We start from the raw sequence: 18,902 nt of genomic DNA on the forward strand, positions 1-18,902 counted from the left end.
TCGGAAAAAGATCAGTACAAAGGTGCGCGCCATCCTGGACCGGAACTCCTGTCCGGTTGGCGCGGCATTCCGAATGGTCGCCGGGTTTCGCAACACACCCTGAGTTGGGATGCCTGGATCATCTACACTGCCTTTTCATCCTCCTGCCCGGGACTGGCAGCCTATGCGGATTTGTTTTTTTGACGGGGCCGATCGCATCGAGCTGGGTACTCGATCCAACCTTGCTGATGGCCAGTCCGTGCTGCGAGAGGGAAGCCCGGCGACCAGGATCGATGCGCGTGAACCATGGCAGGCAGAGCACTTTGTTCGCCGACATTTTGCCGGGGCCGGTGAAGTACCCCGTCTGCGCGGGCTATTGTCCGCCCAGGGGGTTCTGGTCCATCTGCTGGACGATGACGAGGTTCGTCATCAGGTCGCGGGCAAGCTGTCGAGTGGCGAGTTGTGTGCTTACCTATATCCACATCAACGACCGATGCCCGTTCGCGTACCGGCCTCGGTCGCTGTGGAAGCGGTTGTTGCACCGGTGTCCGCCGCGGCTCGCAAGCGTGCGCGGGTAAAAACCTCGTCCGAGTCCGTCAATCCACTTGAGCCGGTTGCGCTGACCTTTGTGGAGATCGAGTTACTGGATATGCAGGGGCAGCCCGTCAGCGGGGAGCCCTACGTCATTGTGCTGCCCAATGGGACCCAGCGCAGCGGTGTGCTTGACGAACTCGGCCGGGCGAGAGCGGAAGGGGTTGATCCCGGCAACTGTCAGGTGACGTTTCCCAAACTCGATCAGCGTGCCGTCGAGCGATGCCGCGGCTCATGAATTGGATCGCAAACGAATGTGCTTCCACGCGGCGTCCAGGTCTTGGGGCATGCCGGCGCGCTTGCGCAGCCCGGTGGCCTTTGGCGTGATCCAGGGCTTCGGCGGGGCTGGCAATTCAAGTGGCGTCACTTCTCGGGGAATGTCGCCCGCTTTCAGCTTGGCGACGGCGTTGGCGATTTTCGTCAGCGTGGTGCGCATTTCAGTGGTGCTGTTGCTGGCATCTTCGTTCCCACAGGCTTGGCAACGGCGGTCGAGCTCAGCGGTAAGCTGTTCAGCATCCTGTCCTATCTTGACCACTTCGTTGCACCAGGGCGGTGTCTTAGTCAGGTTTCGATCCTGGTCGAACGCTTGCGTCACCACCTTGAGTCGGGCGACGACCTGATTGCAATGGGGCGTGAGGTCTTCTGCGAGATCCGGCCCGTATCTATTGAGGTTTCGCCTCATCGCGTCTATCGCATTGCTCCACGTACTCTTGTCGCACTCATAGGTTTCCAGGGCGTTGTAGACATCCAGGAAGTTGCGTTCGTGGGTCAGATAGCCGGCGACGAAAGCCGGGTCGTAACGGGTATAGTTCTTTTGCCACAGGAAAAATTGGGCGTGTTCAGCCATGACTTTTTCCAGGCGATCCCGGCAGACGTATTCGATGTGCGTTTGCTCAAAGCCGGCATTCCATAGCGGAGCATACACCTCAAGGGTGTCGCGCAATGCTTGCAGCGCCTTCATGTCCGCCTTGTAGGTAGCGAGGATGGTCGCATGCAGACTGAGCCGGGGGAGTTCGTGGACGCTGCGGGTGGCCGGGGCTATCCCGCTTTGTGCGGCCTGCAGCTGAGTGATGTGCTCGCGCAACTGCATCACGTGCCGAGCCAGTTCCAGGCTCCAGCAGGCAAAGGCGTCCATTGCCAATCCAGAGAACGGTGCCTGGGGCGTTGTCGAATAGAACAAAAACTCGATAGCGCAGCGCGTTGGATTGTCCGATACCTGATAAGCGTCGGGGTATTTCACCAGGTGGCGCAATGTCGGTTCCTGCAAGGTCTTGAACCACTCTTCTCCACGTTGCCATTTCAGGAATTCGATTGTCAGGTCGAGGCTGTGGGTCATCTCCAGAAAAACGCCTCGCAACATTGTCAGATGCCGCATGCGGGCGAACACAAGCTCCTTGCGGTTCAGACCGAGCACAAGGATATTCTTGCCACCCCTGTCGCTGGTGGGCTGCATTTGTTGGTTGAGGTCATTCAGAGGGGCGGGGATGGCCAGTCCTGTCGCGCAATTGAAGTTGATGTGCTCGCGGGGATTCTCGGTGACAGGATTGATCAACACCGGTTTCTCGGCGTTGTGCGGGTCGTCCCACGCGTCGTGGCGCGGTGGCCTAAACCGGCCCCATTCGCCAATGGCGTCCCAGAACTCATCCTCGGTGTTGAAGTCTTCCAGTCTCGGCGGCGGTTGCGCCAGGTTGTCCGGTATCACGTCAAAGTAGTTCTTCTTGTAGGTCTCGTTGCACTCCTTGCATGACCACAAGTGGTTGCTCCAGTCGTACACGTACTGAAAATAACCGAGGTTATCCATTGCCTTGTCGTTCACTGGAACGAAACCGTCGTGGCGTTTTTTCGGCCGGAAATGTTCAACATCCCCGCCTGCGGTGTCCATGAAGCGTGCCTCGCAAAAGGCGCACTTGCCATATTGGTCGACCTTGAGCAGCGCTTTGGCGTGGGGCGGTTTGTATTGGTCGTCATCGATGACGACCTTCACCGAGCCTTTGGGAACACTTTTTGTTTTGGCGGTGTTGGTGCCTTTGGTGCAGAGGACCACCGAAGCGCCAGCCTGGACAGCCTGCAGGACGTTGTTTTTCATGGCATCGTGCGAGCGCTGTAGCGCGGGAGGGGCCGTAGGCGTTTTGCGAACCCTGATCATACGGGGGCCTCGCCGTGGTAGCCGTGGAGCGCGGTGCGTACGGCATCGCCGAGTAAGTCATTGTCGTCGGGCAATCCGGCCTGCATCTTGAACGCACCGATGGCCACACGGGTCGCGTCATCCATCTGACCATCGCAGTCGCCGTTGAAGTAGCCAAGGCCACGCAGACGCTGCTGCACGCCTTTGAGGGTACTGATCGGGTCGAGCGCGCGCAGCCTCAGATGATAGTCGCGGGAGAAGCCGTCAAAGGTTACGCGCACGGTGATGTCGTCGGCGGTGGGCTCCAGAGGCCAGACGATATCGCCGTTGGCTTCGGCTTCGCCACTGCCCAGCAGCGTGTCACCGCGCAGTACCTGAAAGTGCCGGGCCAGGCCCTGTCCGGCGAGGGCATAAGGGCGAAACCTGAGCATGGCAGGGGTGTTCAGTACGCGGAAGGTGTGTCTTTGCCCGGTGGCGTTCTGTTCGAAGGTCGCTTTCACACGCGGCGGGACGAACAACGAATCACCCGCCGCGAGCGCCGTCCCGTCCGGGTGTTGACGGCGCAGATCGGCATTGCGCGGGTGATCCCAGAGTGTCTCGCGCGCATGCCCGTAGGCGTAGGCCACACTGTCGACGCTTTCGGTGGCCCCCAGTATAAGGACGATGCCGTCACCGCCCGGGTCCGATCTGGCATTCATACGGTTTCTCCTTCCCTGGAAGTCGCACGGTGGTCATCTGGGGGCGCAATCGCGCCGATTCAGCAGGCGATTAAAACCTTAGTAGGTTATGGCCGTTTTGGAAGGTCATTACCGAGCGCTGTTTGGTGAGTCACCTTCGGACACTCCCAGGGCTGGCTGATTGAGTGTTACCTGGCTACCACTGTGCACACTAATGGGCGTCGCTTGAGCCATTTGGTAGCACGTCTACCCAATTGACGCCGGGCCCATGCACGCCCCATAGCAAGACCCTTTCCTTCAAATCAATCACTTGCACATCGATCCATTCAGTTGGCACGCATTCTGCTTTTTGAATTTATGGATAATTGGATACAAAAATTCAAAAGGTGCTGCCATGCAATTCGCTCCGAGTTACGTTGGGCGCCCGTCGATGACGGCCGAGGAGGAGGCTTACAACTTCCTGCTGGACGCCATTTGCGGGGGACGATTGCGCAAGGGTGACCGGCTGATCGCTGAAGACATCGCCAGCGAGATCGGTATGAGCCGGATGCCGGTGCGCGAGGCGTTCCGTCGATTGGACGCCCAGGGCCTGGTGACCCTTAGACCCAATCGCGGGGCCGTTGTCAGTGGCCTGGATATCGATGAGCTGCACGAAGTCTTCGAGATGCGCAGCGTCCTCGAAGGCCTGGCGATCCGTGTCGCGGTAGCCAGGATAGGCGAGCGCCAATTGGCAGCCTTGGAGCGTCTGCTGGACGAGATGGACGATTACCGCGAGGAAAGCGCCGAGTGGGTCAGCCGGCATCGCGCCTTTCATGAATACCTGTGCAGCCTCAGCGGTCGTCCCCGGTTGCTGAAGCAGATCAGTGCCCTCTATTCCTTGATCGAGGCGCCCATGCGCCTATGGCTTGAGCACGTGGAAAAACCGCTGAGTGCGCGCCAGGAACACGCGGTGATTCTTGAGGCGATTCGTACTGGCGACGCCGATAAGGCCGAGGCAGTGGTGCGCGCGCACATCGAAGGCACCGTTCCTGAGTTGATCCAATTTCTGCAATCGAAAAAATAACCAGAGCGGGCCCCGCGCCTGCCGTTGTTTTGACTTTGAGTACTGCCCGTTACTAACTGAACTGGAGTGTCTGGTCATGCATAAGCCTCGCCTGTTGGTTGCCGCCCTATCCTTGGGATTCTGTGCGCAGTGGGCGGTTGCCGCGCCCGTTGTTCCGGAGCGCTTGCTCAAGGTCGAAAAACTCGTCTATTGCTCAGGCATGGATTCGCCGCCCCTGGTGTCCTTCGATGAAGCGCAGAAACCCAGGGGCTTGACCGTTGACCTGGGCCTGGAAATCGCCAAGCGGCTGGGCGACAAGAAAGTCGAGTGGCGGGTGATTCCCTTTTCCGGGCTGCTCCCGGCTTTGCTCGCCAAGCAGTGCGACATGATCGTCGACCAGTTGTTTGACAAGCCCGAGCGCCGTGAGGTGATCGATATCGTCAACTACATGTACTCCAGCCAGGCGGTGGTCGTGCCCAAGGGTAATCCGAAGGCAATCAAGACGCTGTCGGACCTGTTCGGGCATAAAGTCGCGGTGCTCAATGGCTCCACCATCAAGACCCTGCTCGACGCCGAGAATGAAGCGCTGGCCAAGGCTGGCAAGCCTGGAATGAAACTGGTGGTCTACAACACCGATACCGATGCATTCCAGGCCTTGCGCATCAGCCAGGTCGATGCCTACGGCACCACGGTGGAAACCGCCGGTTATTACGCCACCATGGCCCCCGATTTGTTTGAGGAAGGGGTGCCTGCCTTCAGCCGGATTCTTACCGGACTGGGTATTCGCAAGGACGACACGCAACTGAGCGCCGCAGTGCAGCAGGTGATCAACGACATGCGCAGTGATGGCAGCTACAGCCAACTGCTCAGCAAATGGCATGTCGCCAGTGACACTCTTGATTGAGGTGAGCGTTGATGAACTTCAATTGGGATGTGTTTTGGCAGTACCTGTTGCAGCCCAGTGATGTTTACCTCACCGGGCTCTGGCTGACCTGCGTGATCAGTGTGTTGGCGATGCTGCTGGGCTGCTTCCTGGGACTGGCCGCGGCGTTGCTACGGTTGTCGAGCAATCCGTTGCTGCATCTACCGGTGCGTTTTTATGTGTGGCTGATGCGGGGCACGCCGTTGCTGGTGCAGATTGTCTTTCTCTATACAGCACTGGCGGCAGGGGGGATTTTCCGCTTCGAAGACATCGATCTGTTCGGCCTGGTGATTCCCGGCAATATCCAGGCGGCGATCATTGCCCTGGGGCTCAACGAAGGTGCCTATATGGCCGAGATCATCCGGGCCGGCATCGGCGCGGTGGACAAGGGCCAGTACGAAGCCGGGCGTTCCCTGGGCATGACGTTCGCCAAGCTGATGCGCCGCATTGTCTTGCCCCAGGCTTTCCGGGTCATCGTCCCGCCACTGGGCAACGAGTTCAACGTGATGCTCAAGAACACCACGTTGGTCAGTGTGATCGGCGTACAGGAGCTGTTGCTCAGTACCCAGATGGTCACGTCGGCGACGTTCCGGGTGTTCGAGTTGTACCTGGTGGTGGCGATCTATTTCCTCTTGTTGACCACTCTCTGGGGCTTTTTCCAGCGCTGGCTGGAAGCCCGTTTCGGCCAATCGGACCGACCCTCGTCACCACCGCCGGCGTCGACGCGGATGTTCGGTCGCAGCACCCTGAACCTGTTGAGGGCACGTTAGCCATGGCGCACAAAAGTGAAGAGCTGATCATCGAGGCGCTGGATGTGCACAAGTCCTTTGGCGAGCTGCAGATCCTCAAGGGCATATCCCTGCAAGTACGGCGCGGCGAAGTGGTGGTGCTGATCGGTGCCTCCGGCTCGGGCAAGACCACCTTTATCCGCTGCATCAATCTGCTGGAAGACATCCAGGGCGGGCGCATCCGCGTCAATGGCCGGGCCATGGGCTATCGCGAGCGGGCTGACGGCAGCCTGGTGCGTGAGTCGGAGCGCAACATCGCCCGCCAGCGCCGGGACATCGGCATGGTGTTTCAGCGCTTCAACCTGTTCCCCCACATGACGGCCCTGGAGAACATCATCGAGGCGCCGATCCAGGTGCTCGGGATACCGCGCACCGCAGCGCTGGAAGAGGCGCGCAACCTGCTGGAGCGGGTCGGTCTGGCGGACAAGGCCAACCACTACCCGTCGATGCTCTCCGGCGGCCAGCAGCAACGGGTGGCGATTGCCCGGGCCCTGGCGATGAAACCCCAGGCCATGCTGTTCGATGAACCCACCAGCGCCCTCGACCCGGAAACCGTTGGCGAGGTGCTGCAAGTCATGAAAGCGCTGGCAGAGGAGGGCATGACCATGGTCGTGGTCACCCATGAAATGGGCTTTGCCCGCGAAGTGGCAGACCGTGTGGTGGTGCTGGACCAAGGTGAACTCATCGAGCAAGGCCCGCCGGAGCAGATCTTCAGCCATCCCACGCACCCGCGAACCCGGGCTTTCCTCAGTCGCGTGTTATGACCGTTCCAAGGGTGTTCGCCCTGAGTCCCGCCAATGAATCCTTGTGTTGAAGAGTCTTTGCCATGCTGAAATTTTCTGCTCACGAGTACCCTTATCCGTCGCAACGCCAGAGCGTTTTTGCCCGCCGGGGCATGGTCGCCGCGTCCCAGCCTCTGGCTGCCCAAGCGGGCATCGAGATCATGCAAAAGGGCGGCAACGCCATTGATGCGGCCATCGCCACGGCGGCGGCGCTGACGGTGGTCGAGCCCACGGGTTGTGGCATCGGTGGCGATGCTTTTGCCTTGGTCTGGTGCAAGGGTCAGTTACATGGCCTCAACGGCAACGGCCATGCACCGGCGGCCCTGAGTATCGAGGCGGTCAAGACGGCCGGCCATGAACGGATGCCGCTCTATGGCTGGACGCCGGTAACCGTCCCGGGTTGCCCATCGGCCTGGGCCGAGTTGTCGCAACGCTTTGGCAAGCTGCCCTTTGCCGTGTTGCTGCAGCCGGCGATCAGCCTGGCGCGGGACGGTTTTGCGCTGTCGCCGGTGGTTGCCCATCAATGGCAGATCGCTTTGAACGAATTCACGCCTCATCGTGATCAGGTCCTGGATGCCTGGTTCCAGACTTTTCTGATTGACGGTCGCGCGCCACGGGCCGGGGAGATTTTCCGCAACCCGGCCCAGGCCCGAACCCTTGAAGAATTGGCTGCCACCCGCTGCGAGAGCCTGTATCGCGGCGCCTTGGCCGAACGCCTGGATGCCCACTCCCGGGCCAGCGGCGGCTACCTTCGCGCCACGGACCTGCAGGATTATCGCGCCCAATGGGTGGCACCGATCCACGTCAACTATCGAGGCGTCGATGTCTGGGAAATCCCGCCGAGCGGACAGGGGCTGGTGGCCTTGATGGCGCTGAAAATACTGGAGGGCTTCAGCTTCGATCACCGCGACAGCCAGCAGACCTGGCATCGCCAACTGGAGGCCATGAAGTTGGCCTACAGCGACGGCCTGCACTACATCACCGACCCTCTGCACATGCGTGTGGCGGTGACTGACCTGTTGAGCGAGGAGTACAGCGCCTGCCGTCGCGCCCAGATCAGCGAACAGGCCCAGGCACCCAAACCCGGCGATCCCCACGCCAGCGGCACGGTGTACCTGGCGACTGCTGACGGGGAAGGCAACATGGTCTCGTTCATCCAGAGCAACTATCACGGATTCGGCTCCGGCGTGGTGCTGCCCGACAGCGGGATTGCCTTGCAGAATCGCGGACAGGAATTCAGCCTGGATCAGAGCCACGCCAATTGCCTGGTCCCGGGCAAGAAGACTTTTCACACCATCATCCCTGGTTTCCTCACCCAGAATGGCCAGGCCCTTGGCCCTTTCGGCGTGATGGGCGGTTACATGCAGCCCCAAGGCCATGTGCAGATGGTGATGAACCTGGTGGACTTCGGCCTGAACCCGCAAGCGGCGCTGGACGCTCCGCGCTGGCAGTGGCTTGGTGAGATGAAAGTTGGCATCGAGCAGGGTGCCTCCGGCGACTTGGCCAATGCCTTGGCGCGGCGCGGTCATGAAGTGCAGATCGCCAGTGACCGGACTGATTACGGACGAGGCCAGATCATTCTCCGCGACCCGGTCAGCGGTGTCCTGTGCGGCGGCACCGAGCCCAGGGCGGATTCTCATATTGCTGTGTGGTAGGCACGATGAACCGGCCGTGCTTGCAGGGACTCCCGGGGGCGTATGGTTGAGAACCCGGGAGGACGAGCGCCGCCGCAGGCAACACTCCATGACCGATGAAACACTCATTGCGTCGTGATAGCACTCAAGTGAATAAAAACGATTGAAAAAACCCTCTGGACGCTATACACCGAAGGCTCACTGGCATATTGCCCGGCAATCAGTCATTCAATCTCGCCACTGTGGCGCAGGGAGCGCTGATGAGTTTTCGCCCATTGAGCGATCCCCCGCAGCCATCGAACCATTACGGTGTGGCAATTCACCTGCAAGAAAACCCGGATGCGGCCGGCATGGCATACGTTGGCAACGAAGACGCGATCGAACAATTGCTGGAATCAGCGCGCACCTGGACCCACACCACCCAGTGGGTGGTTTATCGCGCCGGTGAACAACTGCATCTGCTGGGGCAGGGCGACCCAGGGCAACAGTGGCCGGCCAGCGTTGCGAACGCCGAGTTCGAGACCTTCTGCCGGACCAGACGGTTGTGCCGCTGGCCGACCGGTCGGGGCGAAAGTGTGCTGGGTTGGCTACTGGCGCCAGTCACCGATACCGAGGAGCCGGCCCTTGCCGAGTTTGCCCGATGCCTGGGCATCCAGGTACAGACCAATACCCTGGCCCGGGCCCAGATTACTCAGCGTGTGCTGTATGAAATTACCTACCTGGCCAGCTCCACCCGCGACCGCTCCGTGTTCCTGGTGGGGGTTCACCGGCTGCTCGCCAGCCTGATCGATGCCGAGAACTTTTATCTCGCGCTGTATGACCCCCACAGCGGAAAAATCGACTACCCGTACTACGTCGACATCATCGACGTCGATGCCGTGGAGTCCCAACACTACGAATACCTTGACCCTTCACGTCTGTCGTTGACCGGCCAGGTGCTGACCTCGGGCCAGCCGTTGCTGATCGATGCCGCGGGCATTTGCGCCGCTCAGGCCGAGGGTCGTTTCTATTGCGTGGGTGATCGTCCCGAATTCTGGATGGGCGCTCCGCTGAAAAATGCCGCCGATGAAGTGTTTGGCATGCTTGCCATGCAGGTCTACGACGTTGCACGCACCTACAGCGCCGAAGACCGCGCGCTGTTTCTGGTGGTGGCCCGGCACGTGGCCATGGCGCTGGACCGGATTCTGCACCGTGAGGGCATGGAAGAGACGGTGATGCGTCGCACGCTGGAACTGTCGGCAGTCAATGACGCGCTGAGGCAGGAAGTGGCAGATCGAGAGCGCGCCGAACACCTGCAGAGTGCGCTATTTCAGATTGCAGAACTGTCGAGCCAGCCTGGCGACATGGCGGAGCTGTTCCAGACCTTGCATGGCATTGTCGGGGATCTGCTGTTCGCGGAGAACTTCTACATCGCGCTGTTCGACGACGCGATCGGTGAAGTGACCTTTCCGTATTATGTCGATGAGCGCAAAACCACCCTGCCTGAGGCACGCCGTGGGTGCCGGGGCCTGACTGAGTACGTTATCCGCCAGCGTCGTCCTTGCCTGATTGATCCTTTCGACGCGGATCGGTTGTCTGCACAGGGTGAACTCGAAGTGGCCTACGAGTCGGTCCGCTTCCATTCCTGGCTGGGCATTCCGTTGTTCGATGGCGATGTGGTACGGGGTGTGCTGGCGGTGCAAAGCTATACCTCCCAGGTGCGCTACACCTTGCGCGACCAGGAACTGCTGACGTTCGTGTCACGGCACATTGATACGGCATTGTCGCGCCGCACGGCCGCAGAAGCGATCCATGCCGCCAACCTCAAGCTCGAAGCCAGGGTGCAGGACCGCACCCGCGAACTGGATCACGCCAACGCCAAGCTGCAACACGAAAACGCCCATGATGCGCTGACCGGGCTGCCGAATCGCTCCTACCTGCAGCAGCGCCTCAATCTGGCCTGGGCGCGGTTCGAGAGCGAAGGCGGGCAACTGTCGGTGATGTTCATCGACCTCGACCGTTTCAAGATGGTCAACGACAGCTTCGGCCACCATTTTGGCGATTTGCTGTTGATGCAGGCCGCCCACCGCTTGCGCAGTTGCCTGCGTGACACCGACATGCTGGCCCGCCTGGGGGGCGATGAGTTTTCAGTGCTGGCGCCCGAGGCGACACTGGAGGTGGTGATCGAAATCGCCGAGCGGATTCTGTCGGTGTTCGACCTGCCGTTTTTCATCAATGGCCACGAAGTGTTTTCGTCGTGCAGTATCGGTATTGTCAGCGCCGACAGTCAGTTTCACCACGAACCCGCGGACTTGCTGCGCGATGCCGATGCGGCGATGTACCGGGTCAAGAATGCCGGGCGCGACAGTTACGCGGTGTTCAACCAGGAAGTGCGTCGTGAAGTCTCGGACCAGGTTGAGCGTGAAGGGCACCTGCGCAATGCGCTCAAGCGTACCGACGAACTGCTGCCGTATTTCCAGCCGATTGTCAGCGTCGAAAGCGGCGAGCTGGTGGCCCTTGAAGCGCTGATCCGCTGGCATCAACCGGGTGGCCGGATCATCGCGCCGGGCGAGTTTCTGCCCGATGTCGAGGGGTTGCGTCTGATCGGTCGACTGGATCTGTACATGCTCACCAGCATCGTGGCGATCCTCGCACTACCGCAACACGCCAATTGGCCACCGGTGCATGTCAATTGCTCCAGCTACAGCATGACGCGCCCGGATTTTGCCGATGATGTGCTGGCACTGTTGGCCCGTTACAACGTCGCGCCGTCGCGGATCTGCCTGGAGTTGACCGAAGGTGCGCTGGTGGCCGAGCCCGCCATTGCCCGACTGACCATGCAGCAATTGGCCGACAACGGCATGTCGGTGGTGCTCGATGACTTTGGCGCAGGATTTTCCTCCCTGAGCTATGTGCATCAATACCGTTTCAGCGGTTTGAAGATCGACAAGTCGTTCATTTTCGAACTGACCACCAGCCCCCGCAGTCGCGCGATCGTCCGGGCGATCGTGCGTATGGCCGAATCACTGGACCTTAGCGTGGTGGCCGAAGGTGTCGAAGATGAAGCGACGTTGCTCTTGCTGCGGGAGATGGGGGCAGGGCAGGCCCAAGGTTATTATTTCGCCAAGCCGATGGGGCTGCAGGCATTGCTGGCGACTTCGCTGGTTGGTGGCTAGGTGCGTGGAACGGGCGGTTATTTCTGCCTGAGGGCGGCGATGGACAGGCCTGAGACGATGAAGGTCAATCCCGCGCCCAGGTTCAGTCCGTTGGCAAGGCGAGGGCGTTGACAGATGTATTGCGACAGGCGCGTGGCGAAGACCCCCATCAACGAGAACCCCACGGCCGTCAGCAGGGCGAACCAGAACCCGTAGACCAGCATCTGTACGGTGACCGAGCCGAGCGCGGGGTTGATGAATTGAGGGATGAACGCCAGGACGAACAACCCGGGTTTGGGGTTTAGCGCCGCCGAAAGAAAGCCTGTAAGCAAAATGCTTCGCAGTGGCTGTCGTGCGGCGGGCGCGAAGGTTATCAGGCTTCTGGAGCGCAGCACCTTGATCCCGAGCCAGACCAGATAGGCCGCCCCTACCAATTTGACGACCCAGAAGGCAACCGTCGAGGTCTGGATCAACAGCGTCAGCCCCAACGAGGCGGTGGTGACGTGAAACAAAATGCCCAGCCCAGACGACAGGCCGGACACGATGGCGGCCAGGCGACCCTGGCTCAGCCCCCGTCCTATGGCCAGCAGATTGTCAGGACCGGGTGACAAGACCAGCAGCACGCAGGCTGCGGTGTAGGTGAACCAGATATCCATCGGAAACACGGTGAAGCTCCCTGTGAGGTATGAATGGGGTCAACGGATGATGCCCGCGAGGCTGTCCTGGATTGTGGCGCTGGCAGAGACAAGGCCAAGGTCTTTCATTTCTAGCAGCGGTGAACCGGTTCGGCAACTCAATAACGGGCCCCGAACTCCTCGGCAGCGGGGCTGATGGTGGGAGTAACACTGGGATCAACGACCGTTTCATGAGGATTCGCTTCACCCACTTGAACGTCTGCTACCACGCGGCCTCTGACGTAATGCAGGGCGAACATACGCCGCTCATTCCGACTTGGAGGATAGGTTTACATGAACATTCTAATGGTCCTGACGTCCCACGATCAGTTGGGTGACACCGGCAAGAAAACGGGGTTTTGGCTGGAAGAATTCGCCGCGCCCTATTACGTGTTTGTCGACGCCAAAGTGACGGTTACGCTCGCCTCACCAAAGGGAGGGCAACCGCCGCTGGACCCCAAGAGCGACGAGGAACAGGCCCAAACGGACGCCACTCGCCGCTTCAGCGCCGATACCCGGGCCCAGGCAGCGTTGGCCGACACGGTGCCGCTGGGCGAAATTGATCCCTACGACTTCGATGCCGTGTTCTATCCCGGAGGTCATGGGCCGCTGTGGGATCTGGCCGAGGACACTGATTCCAAGACCCTCCTCGAAGCCTTTTACGCCGCGAATAAACCCATCGCGGCCGTCTGTCACGCGCCTGGGGTGCTCAAGAACGTCAACGCGCCGGATGGCCATCCAGTGGTCAAGGGCAAGAAAGTGACCGGGTTCACCAACTCTGAAGAAGAGGCCGTGGGATTGACCCAGGTGGTGCCATTTCTGGTGGAGGACATGCTCAAAGCCAGAGGTGGCGAGTATTCAAAGGCGGCAGACTGGGCGAGTTACGTGGTCGAGGATGGCCATCTGATCACCGGCCAGAACCCGGCTTCTTCCGAAGCCGCCGCCAACGCGCTGCTCAAGCGCTTGCAGCAAGAGCAGAAGGCTTGAGTCAGCTCAAACAAGGGCCGGATCGCAACCGACGCGTCGGCCTTGAGGCCGTCGCGCGTTCACCTCGCAAGGGCGCATGCCGTTATGTTCGAATGCACAGTCGCGGACAATCAATGAGACTCGCGCAAGACCTCGATGAAGGCCTGCAAGCCTGATGGGATATAGCGGTGCCCCGGATAATACAGAAACAGCCCAGGAATCCTGGGGCACCAATCCGCGAGGACCTCGACCAGACGGGCGTCTGCCAAAGGTTGCGATACCGTCTGCTCTGGCACGTAAGCGATGCCGAGCCCGGATATGGCTGCATCGACCATGATTTCGGCATTATCGAGGGTTAGCTGTCCTTTGGGCTCGATGACCAAGGATTGTCCGTTCCTGGAGAATTCCCATCTATAAGGTTTACCACTGGGCATCCGGATGCAGATGCATTGATGTCCTGGCAGATCATCCGGCGTAAGGGGGACAGGATGAGTCTTCAGGTATTGGGGGGACGCCACGGTAATAAATCGCGTATCCGTTCCTATCGGCACGGCGATCATGTCTTGGGGGATCGCTTCACCTAAACGGATACCGGCGTCGAAGCCCTCGGCCACGATATCGATCAGACGGCCCTCGGTCACGAGGTCAACCGACATCTGGGGGAAGCGTTCCAGGAATATCGGAAGGGCAGCTTTCATCAAAACGCGCGCGGCCTGTTCGCTGGCATTGATCCGTAAAGTGCCGCTGGGAAGATCCCGGTATTCATTGACTTCCTCAATCGCCAGCTCGAATTCGCGCAACACAGGCGCCAGTCGTCTTAGCAGACGCTCTCCCGCTGCCGTCGGTGAAACGCTGCGCGTGGTGCGGTGCAGCAAACGCACCCCAAGACCGGCCTCCAGCGTTTTCATCATATGACTCAGGGTAGAGGCTGACAGGCCCAACTCATCGGCCGCTTTACGAAAGCTGCGATGAGCAACGATGCGGGTCAGCGCGCGTAAATCGGCAAGCGAAAGGGGCAATTGATTCATGGCTATATTTCATTAGCTCATCCGAATTCTGCCCCATAGTAGCAGCAGTCCGGCTGACGTAGTTTGGTCTCACATCGATGGCAACTCACCCTTCATTCGGAGATCAAGCACATGAGCAAAACTTGGTTAGTGACTGGAAGTTCGTCCGGCATTGGTCTGGCGGTGGTCGAACAATTGCTGGAACGGGGGGACCGTGTGGCGGCTACTTTGCGTAAGCCTCAGGCCTTGAGTCACTTGAAGACACGCTACGGCGAGCAACTGTGGACAGCGTTGCTCGATGTAAACGACGCATTGGCCATCCGCGCTGTGGTTCATCAGGCGTTCACCGAGCTAGGACGTATTGATGTTGTGGTGAGCAGTGCGGGCTACGCGTTGTTTGGTGCGGCGGAGGAAGCCAGCGATGAACAGATCGACCAGCAGTTGCAAACGAATCTGCTCGGTTCTATTCAACTCATCCGTGCCTGCCTACCGTTTCTGCGCAAACAGGGGGGCGGTCGAATTCTTCAAGTGTCCTCGGAGGGCGGGCAGCTCGCTTACCCGAACTTCAGCCTTTACCACGCAAGCAAATGGGCCATTGAGGGATTCGTTGAGTCGGTCGCTCTGGAGGTTGCGCCTTTTGGGATCGAGTTCACCCTGGTAGAGCCGGGCCCGACACGAACTAATTTCGGCGCCGCGCTGGTTCGTCCGCCCGCGATGGCTGAGTACGAGCAAACGCCTGCCGGTGAAGTGCGTAAAGCAATCGCCGAGGGTACTTTCCCGCTTACCGGAGACCCGCAGAAAATGGCCAGGATCATGCTCGAGATTGTCGACGTCGATCCCGCACCCAGGCGTCTACTGCTAGGCAGCGGGGCTTACGAGCGTGTTCGCAATGCCCTGGTCCAACGGCTGGCTGAGCTGGAGCAATATCAAGCGCTTGCAATGAGCACGGAGGTTGACTGAGATCGGCCCGTTTCTCATCCAGTCCTGATCATGGACCCCGAAAAATCAGTGTTCCCATTGTTCAAGCAATATCGAGACAAATTTTTCCGCGGCCGGGGAGAGCGATGCGCCCCTTCGATAGACCAGGCCCAGCGATCGATTTACCACCGGGTCAATCAACGGCACGCTGACCAGTGTCGGATGATCCTCGGCCGGCATTGCCAGGCTGGGCATGGCCGACACCCCGAGGCCGGCCTCGACCAACCCCAATGACGTAGACAAGTGCTGCACTTCGTAGAACCACTGCGGACGCCAGCTCAAACCCGATAAAGCATGGTCAAGCAGCATTCGATTGCCGCTGAGACGACCGACACCGATCAGTCGGTAATCGCTGAGCTCAGACCAGCTTACCGAGCTGCGTCTGGCCAGTTCATGGTCGCGTCGACAAGCTAAAACGAAAGGTTCGTTGACCAATGGCACGAACTCGATATCCGGGTGCTGGCCACTCATCATATTGATACCGAAATCGGCTTCGCCACGCAGTACCGCCTCGAGCCCTTCGTTTGCGCTGAGGTCGAGCAGGCGGATGCGGATTTTGGGGTAGCGCTCGTTATAGAGGCGGATCACCGAAGGCAGGAAATAGAAGGCCGCGGTGGGGATGCAGGCCAAGGTCACCCGACCGATCTGGCGCTCCGCCAGTTCGCGAATATTGAGAATCGAGTCGTCGAAATCATCCAGCAAGCGCCGCGCCTTGGGCAGGAAATCGCGCCCGACGCTCGTCAGGCTGACCTTGCGGGTGGTGCGATCCAGCAAGGCGGTCCCCAGGCCTTCCTCGAGTTTTTTCATGCGCCGGCTCAGGGCCGGTTGAGAGAGATGCAACGCATCGGCGGCTTCATGAAAACTGCCTAGTTCAGCGATTTTCACGAAAGATCGTATGTCCTGAAGCTCGTATTCCATGTTCTTTCTCACCGGGCAAGAGCGATGCGCTGGGAAATCATCGTAAATTAATTCATTCGTGAAACGCAATAATTGCTCTGATCTTTGCATTGGAAACACTTTTAGAACCCTGCCACTCTTGTGTCCAGAACATCAATTATCCAGATTGATCAACAAGAGTTAGTGTTCATGCAGCGAATTCCTTGTGTGCTGATGCGCGGTGGTACTTCCAAAGGGCCCGTATTTCTTGCCTGGGACCTGCCCAGTGCCATCGCCGAACGTGATGAGCTGCTGCTCAACCTGATGGGGTCCGGCCATGAGCTGGAAATCGACGGCATCGGTGGCGGCAGCCCGCAAACCAGCAAAGTGGCAATCGTCAGCCCATCGTTGCACCCGGACGCGGATGTCGACTATCTGTTCGTCCAGGTCATGGTTTCCCAGCGCCGGGTCGATACCGCGCCCAACTGCGGCAATATGCTGTGCGCCGTCGGCCCGTTCGCCATCGAGCAGGGGCTGGTCAAGCCTTCTGGCGATCTGACCCGCGTGCGGATCCGCAACCTCAATACCGGGACCTTCGTAAATTCAGAGGTGCAAACCCCTGAGGGCAAGGTCAGCTATGAAGGGGACACCGCCATCGACGGCGTGCCTGGCACGGCGGCTCCGGTGCAACTGACCTTTCTGGATGCGGCTGGCAGCAAGACCGGCAAGCTCTTCCCGACGGGGCAATCGCTGGACCTGATCGATGGTATCCCGGTGACCTGTATCGACATGGCGATGCCGATGCTGATCGTCGAGGCCAGTCAGCTTGGCAAGCGCGGCGATGAAGGCCCCGCTGAACTGGACGCCGATAAAGCGTTCCTGCAACGCCTGGAGTCCCTGCGACTCAAAGCCGGCCTGGCCATGGGCCTGGGTGATGTCAGTGACAAGGTCATCCCCAAGCCGGTATTGGTGTCGCCTGCCAAGTCGGGCGGGACGGTCCAGGTGCGCTATTTCATGCCGCACAACTGTCATCGCGCCTTGGCGATCACCGGCTCCATCGGTCTGGCTACCGCTTGCGTGACTGAAGGCAGCGTAGTGGCGCAGTTGCTCGGCGGCATCAGCGAGCCGCGTCTGCAGCAGGTTCGTATTGAGCACCCAAGCGGCGGTATCGATGTCGTGCTGTCCTATACCGGCGAAAAGGGTGAGACCATTCGTGCCTCGGTGGTGCGCACCGCCCGCCGGCTTTTCTCAGGTTTCGTCTACGCCACCGCTTCACACCGGCTGGCCGGATAGTCCAGGCAGTCATTGTCGTTTGCATCAGAACAATTCTAAAAATGGGTGATGCCATGAAAGTTGTTAAATCGCTCTACTTCCAGATCATCTGCGCCGTGCTGCTGGGCGTGCTGGTCGGGCACTTCTGGTCGCAACAGGCGATTGCCTTGAAGCCGCTGGGTGATGCTTTCATCAAGTTGATCAAGATGATGATCGCGCCGGTGGTGTTCTGCACGATTGTCACCGGCATCGCCGGCATGAGTGACAAGCGCTCGCTGGGGCGCTTGTTGAGCAAGACCATGCTGCTGTTCCTGGCGCTGACGGTGATCAGCCTGATCATTGGCCTTGTGTCGGTCTACCTGTTCAAGCCCGGTGCAGGCATGAACATAGACCCGACCCAGTTGAGCACCCAGGGCCTGTCGCAATACACCGACTCCGCTGCGAAGCTGAGTGTGGTGGACTTCTTCATGCACATCATTCCCGACACCTTTATTGGCGCTTTCAATAAAGGCGAGGTGCTGCCGGTGCTGTTTATCGCAGTGCTCTGCGGCTTTGCCCTGTCGTCCTTGGGCGAGCGCGGCAAGCCAGTGCTGGATATGCTGGAATCAGCTTCGCACATGGTGTTCAAGATATTTTCCTACCTGATGCGTTTTGCTCCGATCGGCGCTTTCGGAGCCTTGGCCTTCACTGTCGGGCAGTACGGCATCACGTCGCTGGGCTCGCTGGCCAAGCTGATCATGACCCTGTACGTCGCTTGCGCCTTCTTCGTCTTCGTTGTGTTGGGCAGCATTTGCCGTGCACACGGCTTCAGTTTGTGGAAGCTGTTGCGTTATCTGCGCGAGGAATTCCTGGTGGTGCTGGGCACTTCTTCGACTGAACCGGTGATGCCGCGGATGTTGGAAAAGCTCCAGGCCCTGGGTTGCAAAAAGGGCGTCGTGGGGCTGGTGCTGCCAACCGGTTACTCGTTCAACCTCGATGGCACGGCGATCTACCTGTCGCTGGCGGCCATCTTCATTGCACAGGCCTGCAACATCGACCTGACGCTGACCCAGGTCATCACCATGCTGGCGATCATGTTGCTGTCTTCCAAGGGCGCCGCAGGTGTTACCGGCAGCGGCTTTGTCGCGTTGGCCTCGACCCTGACCGTCATCCACGATATTCCTCTGGCCGGTTTGGCCCTGTTGATCGGGATCGACCGGTTCATGTCCGAGGCGCGGGCGCTGACCAGCCTGGCGAGCAACGCAGTGGCGACCGTGGTGATCTCCATCTCGGAGAATGCCTGCGACCGCGATGTGCTGTTGCAGACCCTGGATGGCAAACCCTCCCCGAGGCACATCCAGGCAACGGAGCACGCCTGGGACGACACAAAGGTCGCGAATCACATCTAACCGGTCACGGCTGACCCGACATCACCGCGTTATCTTCCTGAATACCTGCGCCAGGCAATCATTCGAG

Annotated in this window: 16 protein-coding genes; 11 read left to right on the plus strand and 5 right to left on the minus strand. The window is 59.7% G+C overall.

All coding sequences use genetic code 11. The features are described 5' to 3' along the window. Positions 1-163 precede the first annotated feature (163 nt). A complete protein-coding gene (locus T3A99_RS02485) occupies positions 164-808 on the plus strand; it encodes a hypothetical protein (protein WP_052915277.1) in 645 nt (214 codons plus the stop codon). Here T3A99_RS02485 and T3A99_RS02490 read toward each other — a convergent pair. Then, a complete protein-coding gene (locus T3A99_RS02490) occupies positions 803-2,656 on the minus strand; it encodes a protein Hnh (protein WP_223194322.1) in 1,854 nt (617 codons plus the stop codon). The two genes, T3A99_RS02485 and T3A99_RS02490, sit on opposite strands and share 6 nt — an antisense overlap. 56 nt (positions 2,657-2,712) lie before the next feature. Then, positions 2,713-3,393 carry a peptidoglycan-binding domain-containing protein gene (locus T3A99_RS02495; RefSeq protein WP_076384156.1) on the minus strand — a complete coding sequence of 227 codons (681 nt, stop codon included), beginning with the start codon at positions 3,391-3,393 and terminating at the stop codon, positions 2,713-2,715. 373 nt (positions 3,394-3,766) lie between these two features. Here T3A99_RS02495 and T3A99_RS02500 point away from each other — a divergent pair, with 373 nt between their 5' ends. The 6 genes from T3A99_RS02500 to T3A99_RS02525 all read left to right on the plus strand — a co-directional run bounded on the left by T3A99_RS02500 (position 3,767) and on the right by T3A99_RS02525 (position 11,695). Continuing rightward, positions 3,767-4,435, plus strand: coding sequence for a GntR family transcriptional regulator (locus T3A99_RS02500; RefSeq protein WP_047225539.1), 669 nt, complete (start codon positions 3,767-3,769; stop codon positions 4,433-4,435). A 76-nt stretch (positions 4,436-4,511) separates the two neighbouring features. Beyond that, positions 4,512-5,318, plus strand: coding sequence for an ABC transporter substrate-binding protein (locus tag T3A99_RS02505; protein WP_322833904.1), 807 nt, complete (start codon positions 4,512-4,514; stop codon positions 5,316-5,318). Positions 5,319-5,329: 11 nt separating this feature from the next. Beyond that, the gene (locus T3A99_RS02510; protein WP_047225541.1) at positions 5,330-6,106 is read left to right on the plus strand and encodes an amino acid ABC transporter permease; all 777 of its coding nucleotides are present in this window, start codon (positions 5,330-5,332) and stop codon (positions 6,104-6,106) included. Positions 6,107-6,108: 2 nt separating this feature from the next. After that, positions 6,109-6,888 (plus strand): amino acid ABC transporter ATP-binding protein, encoded by a 780-nt coding sequence (locus T3A99_RS02515; protein WP_107322847.1) that lies wholly within the window; start codon positions 6,109-6,111, stop codon positions 6,886-6,888. 62 nt (positions 6,889-6,950) lie between these two features. Further along, positions 6,951-8,561, plus strand: coding sequence for a gamma-glutamyltransferase family protein (locus tag T3A99_RS02520; protein WP_188250734.1), 1,611 nt, complete (start codon positions 6,951-6,953; stop codon positions 8,559-8,561). Between the two features lie 239 nt (positions 8,562-8,800). Then, positions 8,801-11,695 carry an EAL domain-containing protein gene (locus tag T3A99_RS02525; protein WP_188250735.1) on the plus strand — a complete coding sequence of 965 codons (2,895 nt, stop codon included), beginning with the start codon at positions 8,801-8,803 and terminating at the stop codon, positions 11,693-11,695. Between the two features lie 17 nt (positions 11,696-11,712). Here the strand turns inward: T3A99_RS02525 and T3A99_RS02530 are convergent, their stop codons facing one another. Continuing rightward, positions 11,713-12,339 carry a LysE family translocator gene (locus T3A99_RS02530; RefSeq protein ID WP_076384161.1) on the minus strand — a complete coding sequence of 209 codons (627 nt, stop codon included), beginning with the start codon at positions 12,337-12,339 and terminating at the stop codon, positions 11,713-11,715. A gap of 303 nt (positions 12,340-12,642) precedes the next feature. Here T3A99_RS02530 and T3A99_RS02535 point away from each other — a divergent pair, with 303 nt between their 5' ends. Beyond that, entirely contained in the window at positions 12,643-13,335 is a 693-nt protein-coding gene (locus T3A99_RS02535) for a type 1 glutamine amidotransferase domain-containing protein (protein ID WP_047225546.1), read from the plus strand. Between the two features lie 110 nt (positions 13,336-13,445). Here T3A99_RS02535 and T3A99_RS02540 read toward each other — a convergent pair whose 3' ends face one another. After that, positions 13,446-14,342 (minus strand): LysR family transcriptional regulator, encoded by an 897-nt coding sequence (locus T3A99_RS02540; RefSeq protein ID WP_047225547.1) that lies wholly within the window; start codon positions 14,340-14,342, stop codon positions 13,446-13,448. A 111-nt stretch (positions 14,343-14,453) separates the two neighbouring features. Between T3A99_RS02540 and T3A99_RS02545 the strand changes: the two genes are divergently transcribed. Further along, positions 14,454-15,281, plus strand: a complete 828-nt coding sequence (locus T3A99_RS02545) for an SDR family oxidoreductase (RefSeq protein WP_076384163.1) — start codon at positions 14,454-14,456, stop codon at positions 15,279-15,281. A gap of 45 nt (positions 15,282-15,326) precedes the next feature. Here T3A99_RS02545 and T3A99_RS02550 read toward each other — a convergent pair whose 3' ends face one another. Continuing rightward, positions 15,327-16,217 carry a LysR family transcriptional regulator gene (locus tag T3A99_RS02550; RefSeq protein ID WP_047225549.1) on the minus strand — a complete coding sequence of 297 codons (891 nt, stop codon included), beginning with the start codon at positions 16,215-16,217 and terminating at the stop codon, positions 15,327-15,329. 168 nt (positions 16,218-16,385) lie between these two features. On the opposite strand from T3A99_RS02550, the gene T3A99_RS02555 reads away from it, so the two are divergent. Both T3A99_RS02555 and T3A99_RS02560 read left to right on the plus strand, forming a co-directional pair. After that, positions 16,386-17,468 carry a 4-oxalomesaconate tautomerase gene (locus T3A99_RS02555; protein ID WP_188250736.1) on the plus strand — a complete coding sequence of 361 codons (1,083 nt, stop codon included), beginning with the start codon at positions 16,386-16,388 and terminating at the stop codon, positions 17,466-17,468. A gap of 41 nt (positions 17,469-17,509) precedes the next feature. Continuing rightward, entirely contained in the window at positions 17,510-18,835 is a 1,326-nt protein-coding gene (locus T3A99_RS02560; RefSeq protein ID WP_188250737.1) for a dicarboxylate/amino acid:cation symporter, read from the plus strand. Positions 18,836-18,902: the final 67 nt, after the last annotated feature.

Source organism: Pseudomonas sp. N-137, from assembly GCF_034555295.1.
In the GTDB taxonomy this organism is placed as follows: Bacteria; Pseudomonadota; Gammaproteobacteria; order Pseudomonadales; family Pseudomonadaceae; genus Aquipseudomonas; species Aquipseudomonas rhizophila.

Coding starts and splice junctions, on each gene's coding strand:
- T3A99_RS02555 (WP_188250736.1), top strand. CDS start 16,386: ATGCAGCGAATTCCTTGTGTGCTGATGCGCGGTGGTACTTCCAAAGGG.
- T3A99_RS02535 (WP_047225546.1), top strand. CDS start 12,643: ATGAACATTCTAATGGTCCTGACGTCCCACGATCAGTTGGGTGACACC.
- T3A99_RS02560 (WP_188250737.1), top strand. CDS start 17,510: ATGGGTGATGCCATGAAAGTTGTTAAATCGCTCTACTTCCAGATCATC.
- T3A99_RS02520 (WP_188250734.1), top strand. CDS start 6,951: ATGCTGAAATTTTCTGCTCACGAGTACCCTTATCCGTCGCAACGCCAG.
- T3A99_RS02485 (WP_052915277.1), top strand. CDS start 164: ATGCGGATTTGTTTTTTTGACGGGGCCGATCGCATCGAGCTGGGTACT.
- T3A99_RS02515 (WP_107322847.1), top strand. CDS start 6,109: ATGGCGCACAAAAGTGAAGAGCTGATCATCGAGGCGCTGGATGTGCAC.
- T3A99_RS02550 (WP_047225549.1), bottom strand. CDS start 16,217: ATGGAATACGAGCTTCAGGACATACGATCTTTCGTGAAAATCGCTGAA.
- T3A99_RS02545 (WP_076384163.1), top strand. CDS start 14,454: ATGAGCAAAACTTGGTTAGTGACTGGAAGTTCGTCCGGCATTGGTCTG.
- T3A99_RS02525 (WP_188250735.1), top strand. CDS start 8,801: ATGAGTTTTCGCCCATTGAGCGATCCCCCGCAGCCATCGAACCATTAC.
- T3A99_RS02500 (WP_047225539.1), top strand. CDS start 3,767: ATGCAATTCGCTCCGAGTTACGTTGGGCGCCCGTCGATGACGGCCGAG.
- T3A99_RS02490 (WP_223194322.1), bottom strand. CDS start 2,656: ATGAAAAACAACGTCCTGCAGGCTGTCCAGGCTGGCGCTTCGGTGGTC.
- T3A99_RS02510 (WP_047225541.1), top strand. CDS start 5,330: ATGAACTTCAATTGGGATGTGTTTTGGCAGTACCTGTTGCAGCCCAGT.
- T3A99_RS02540 (WP_047225547.1), bottom strand. CDS start 14,342: ATGAATCAATTGCCCCTTTCGCTTGCCGATTTACGCGCGCTGACCCGC.
- T3A99_RS02505 (WP_322833904.1), top strand. CDS start 4,512: ATGCATAAGCCTCGCCTGTTGGTTGCCGCCCTATCCTTGGGATTCTGT.
- T3A99_RS02495 (WP_076384156.1), bottom strand. CDS start 3,393: ATGAATGCCAGATCGGACCCGGGCGGTGACGGCATCGTCCTTATACTG.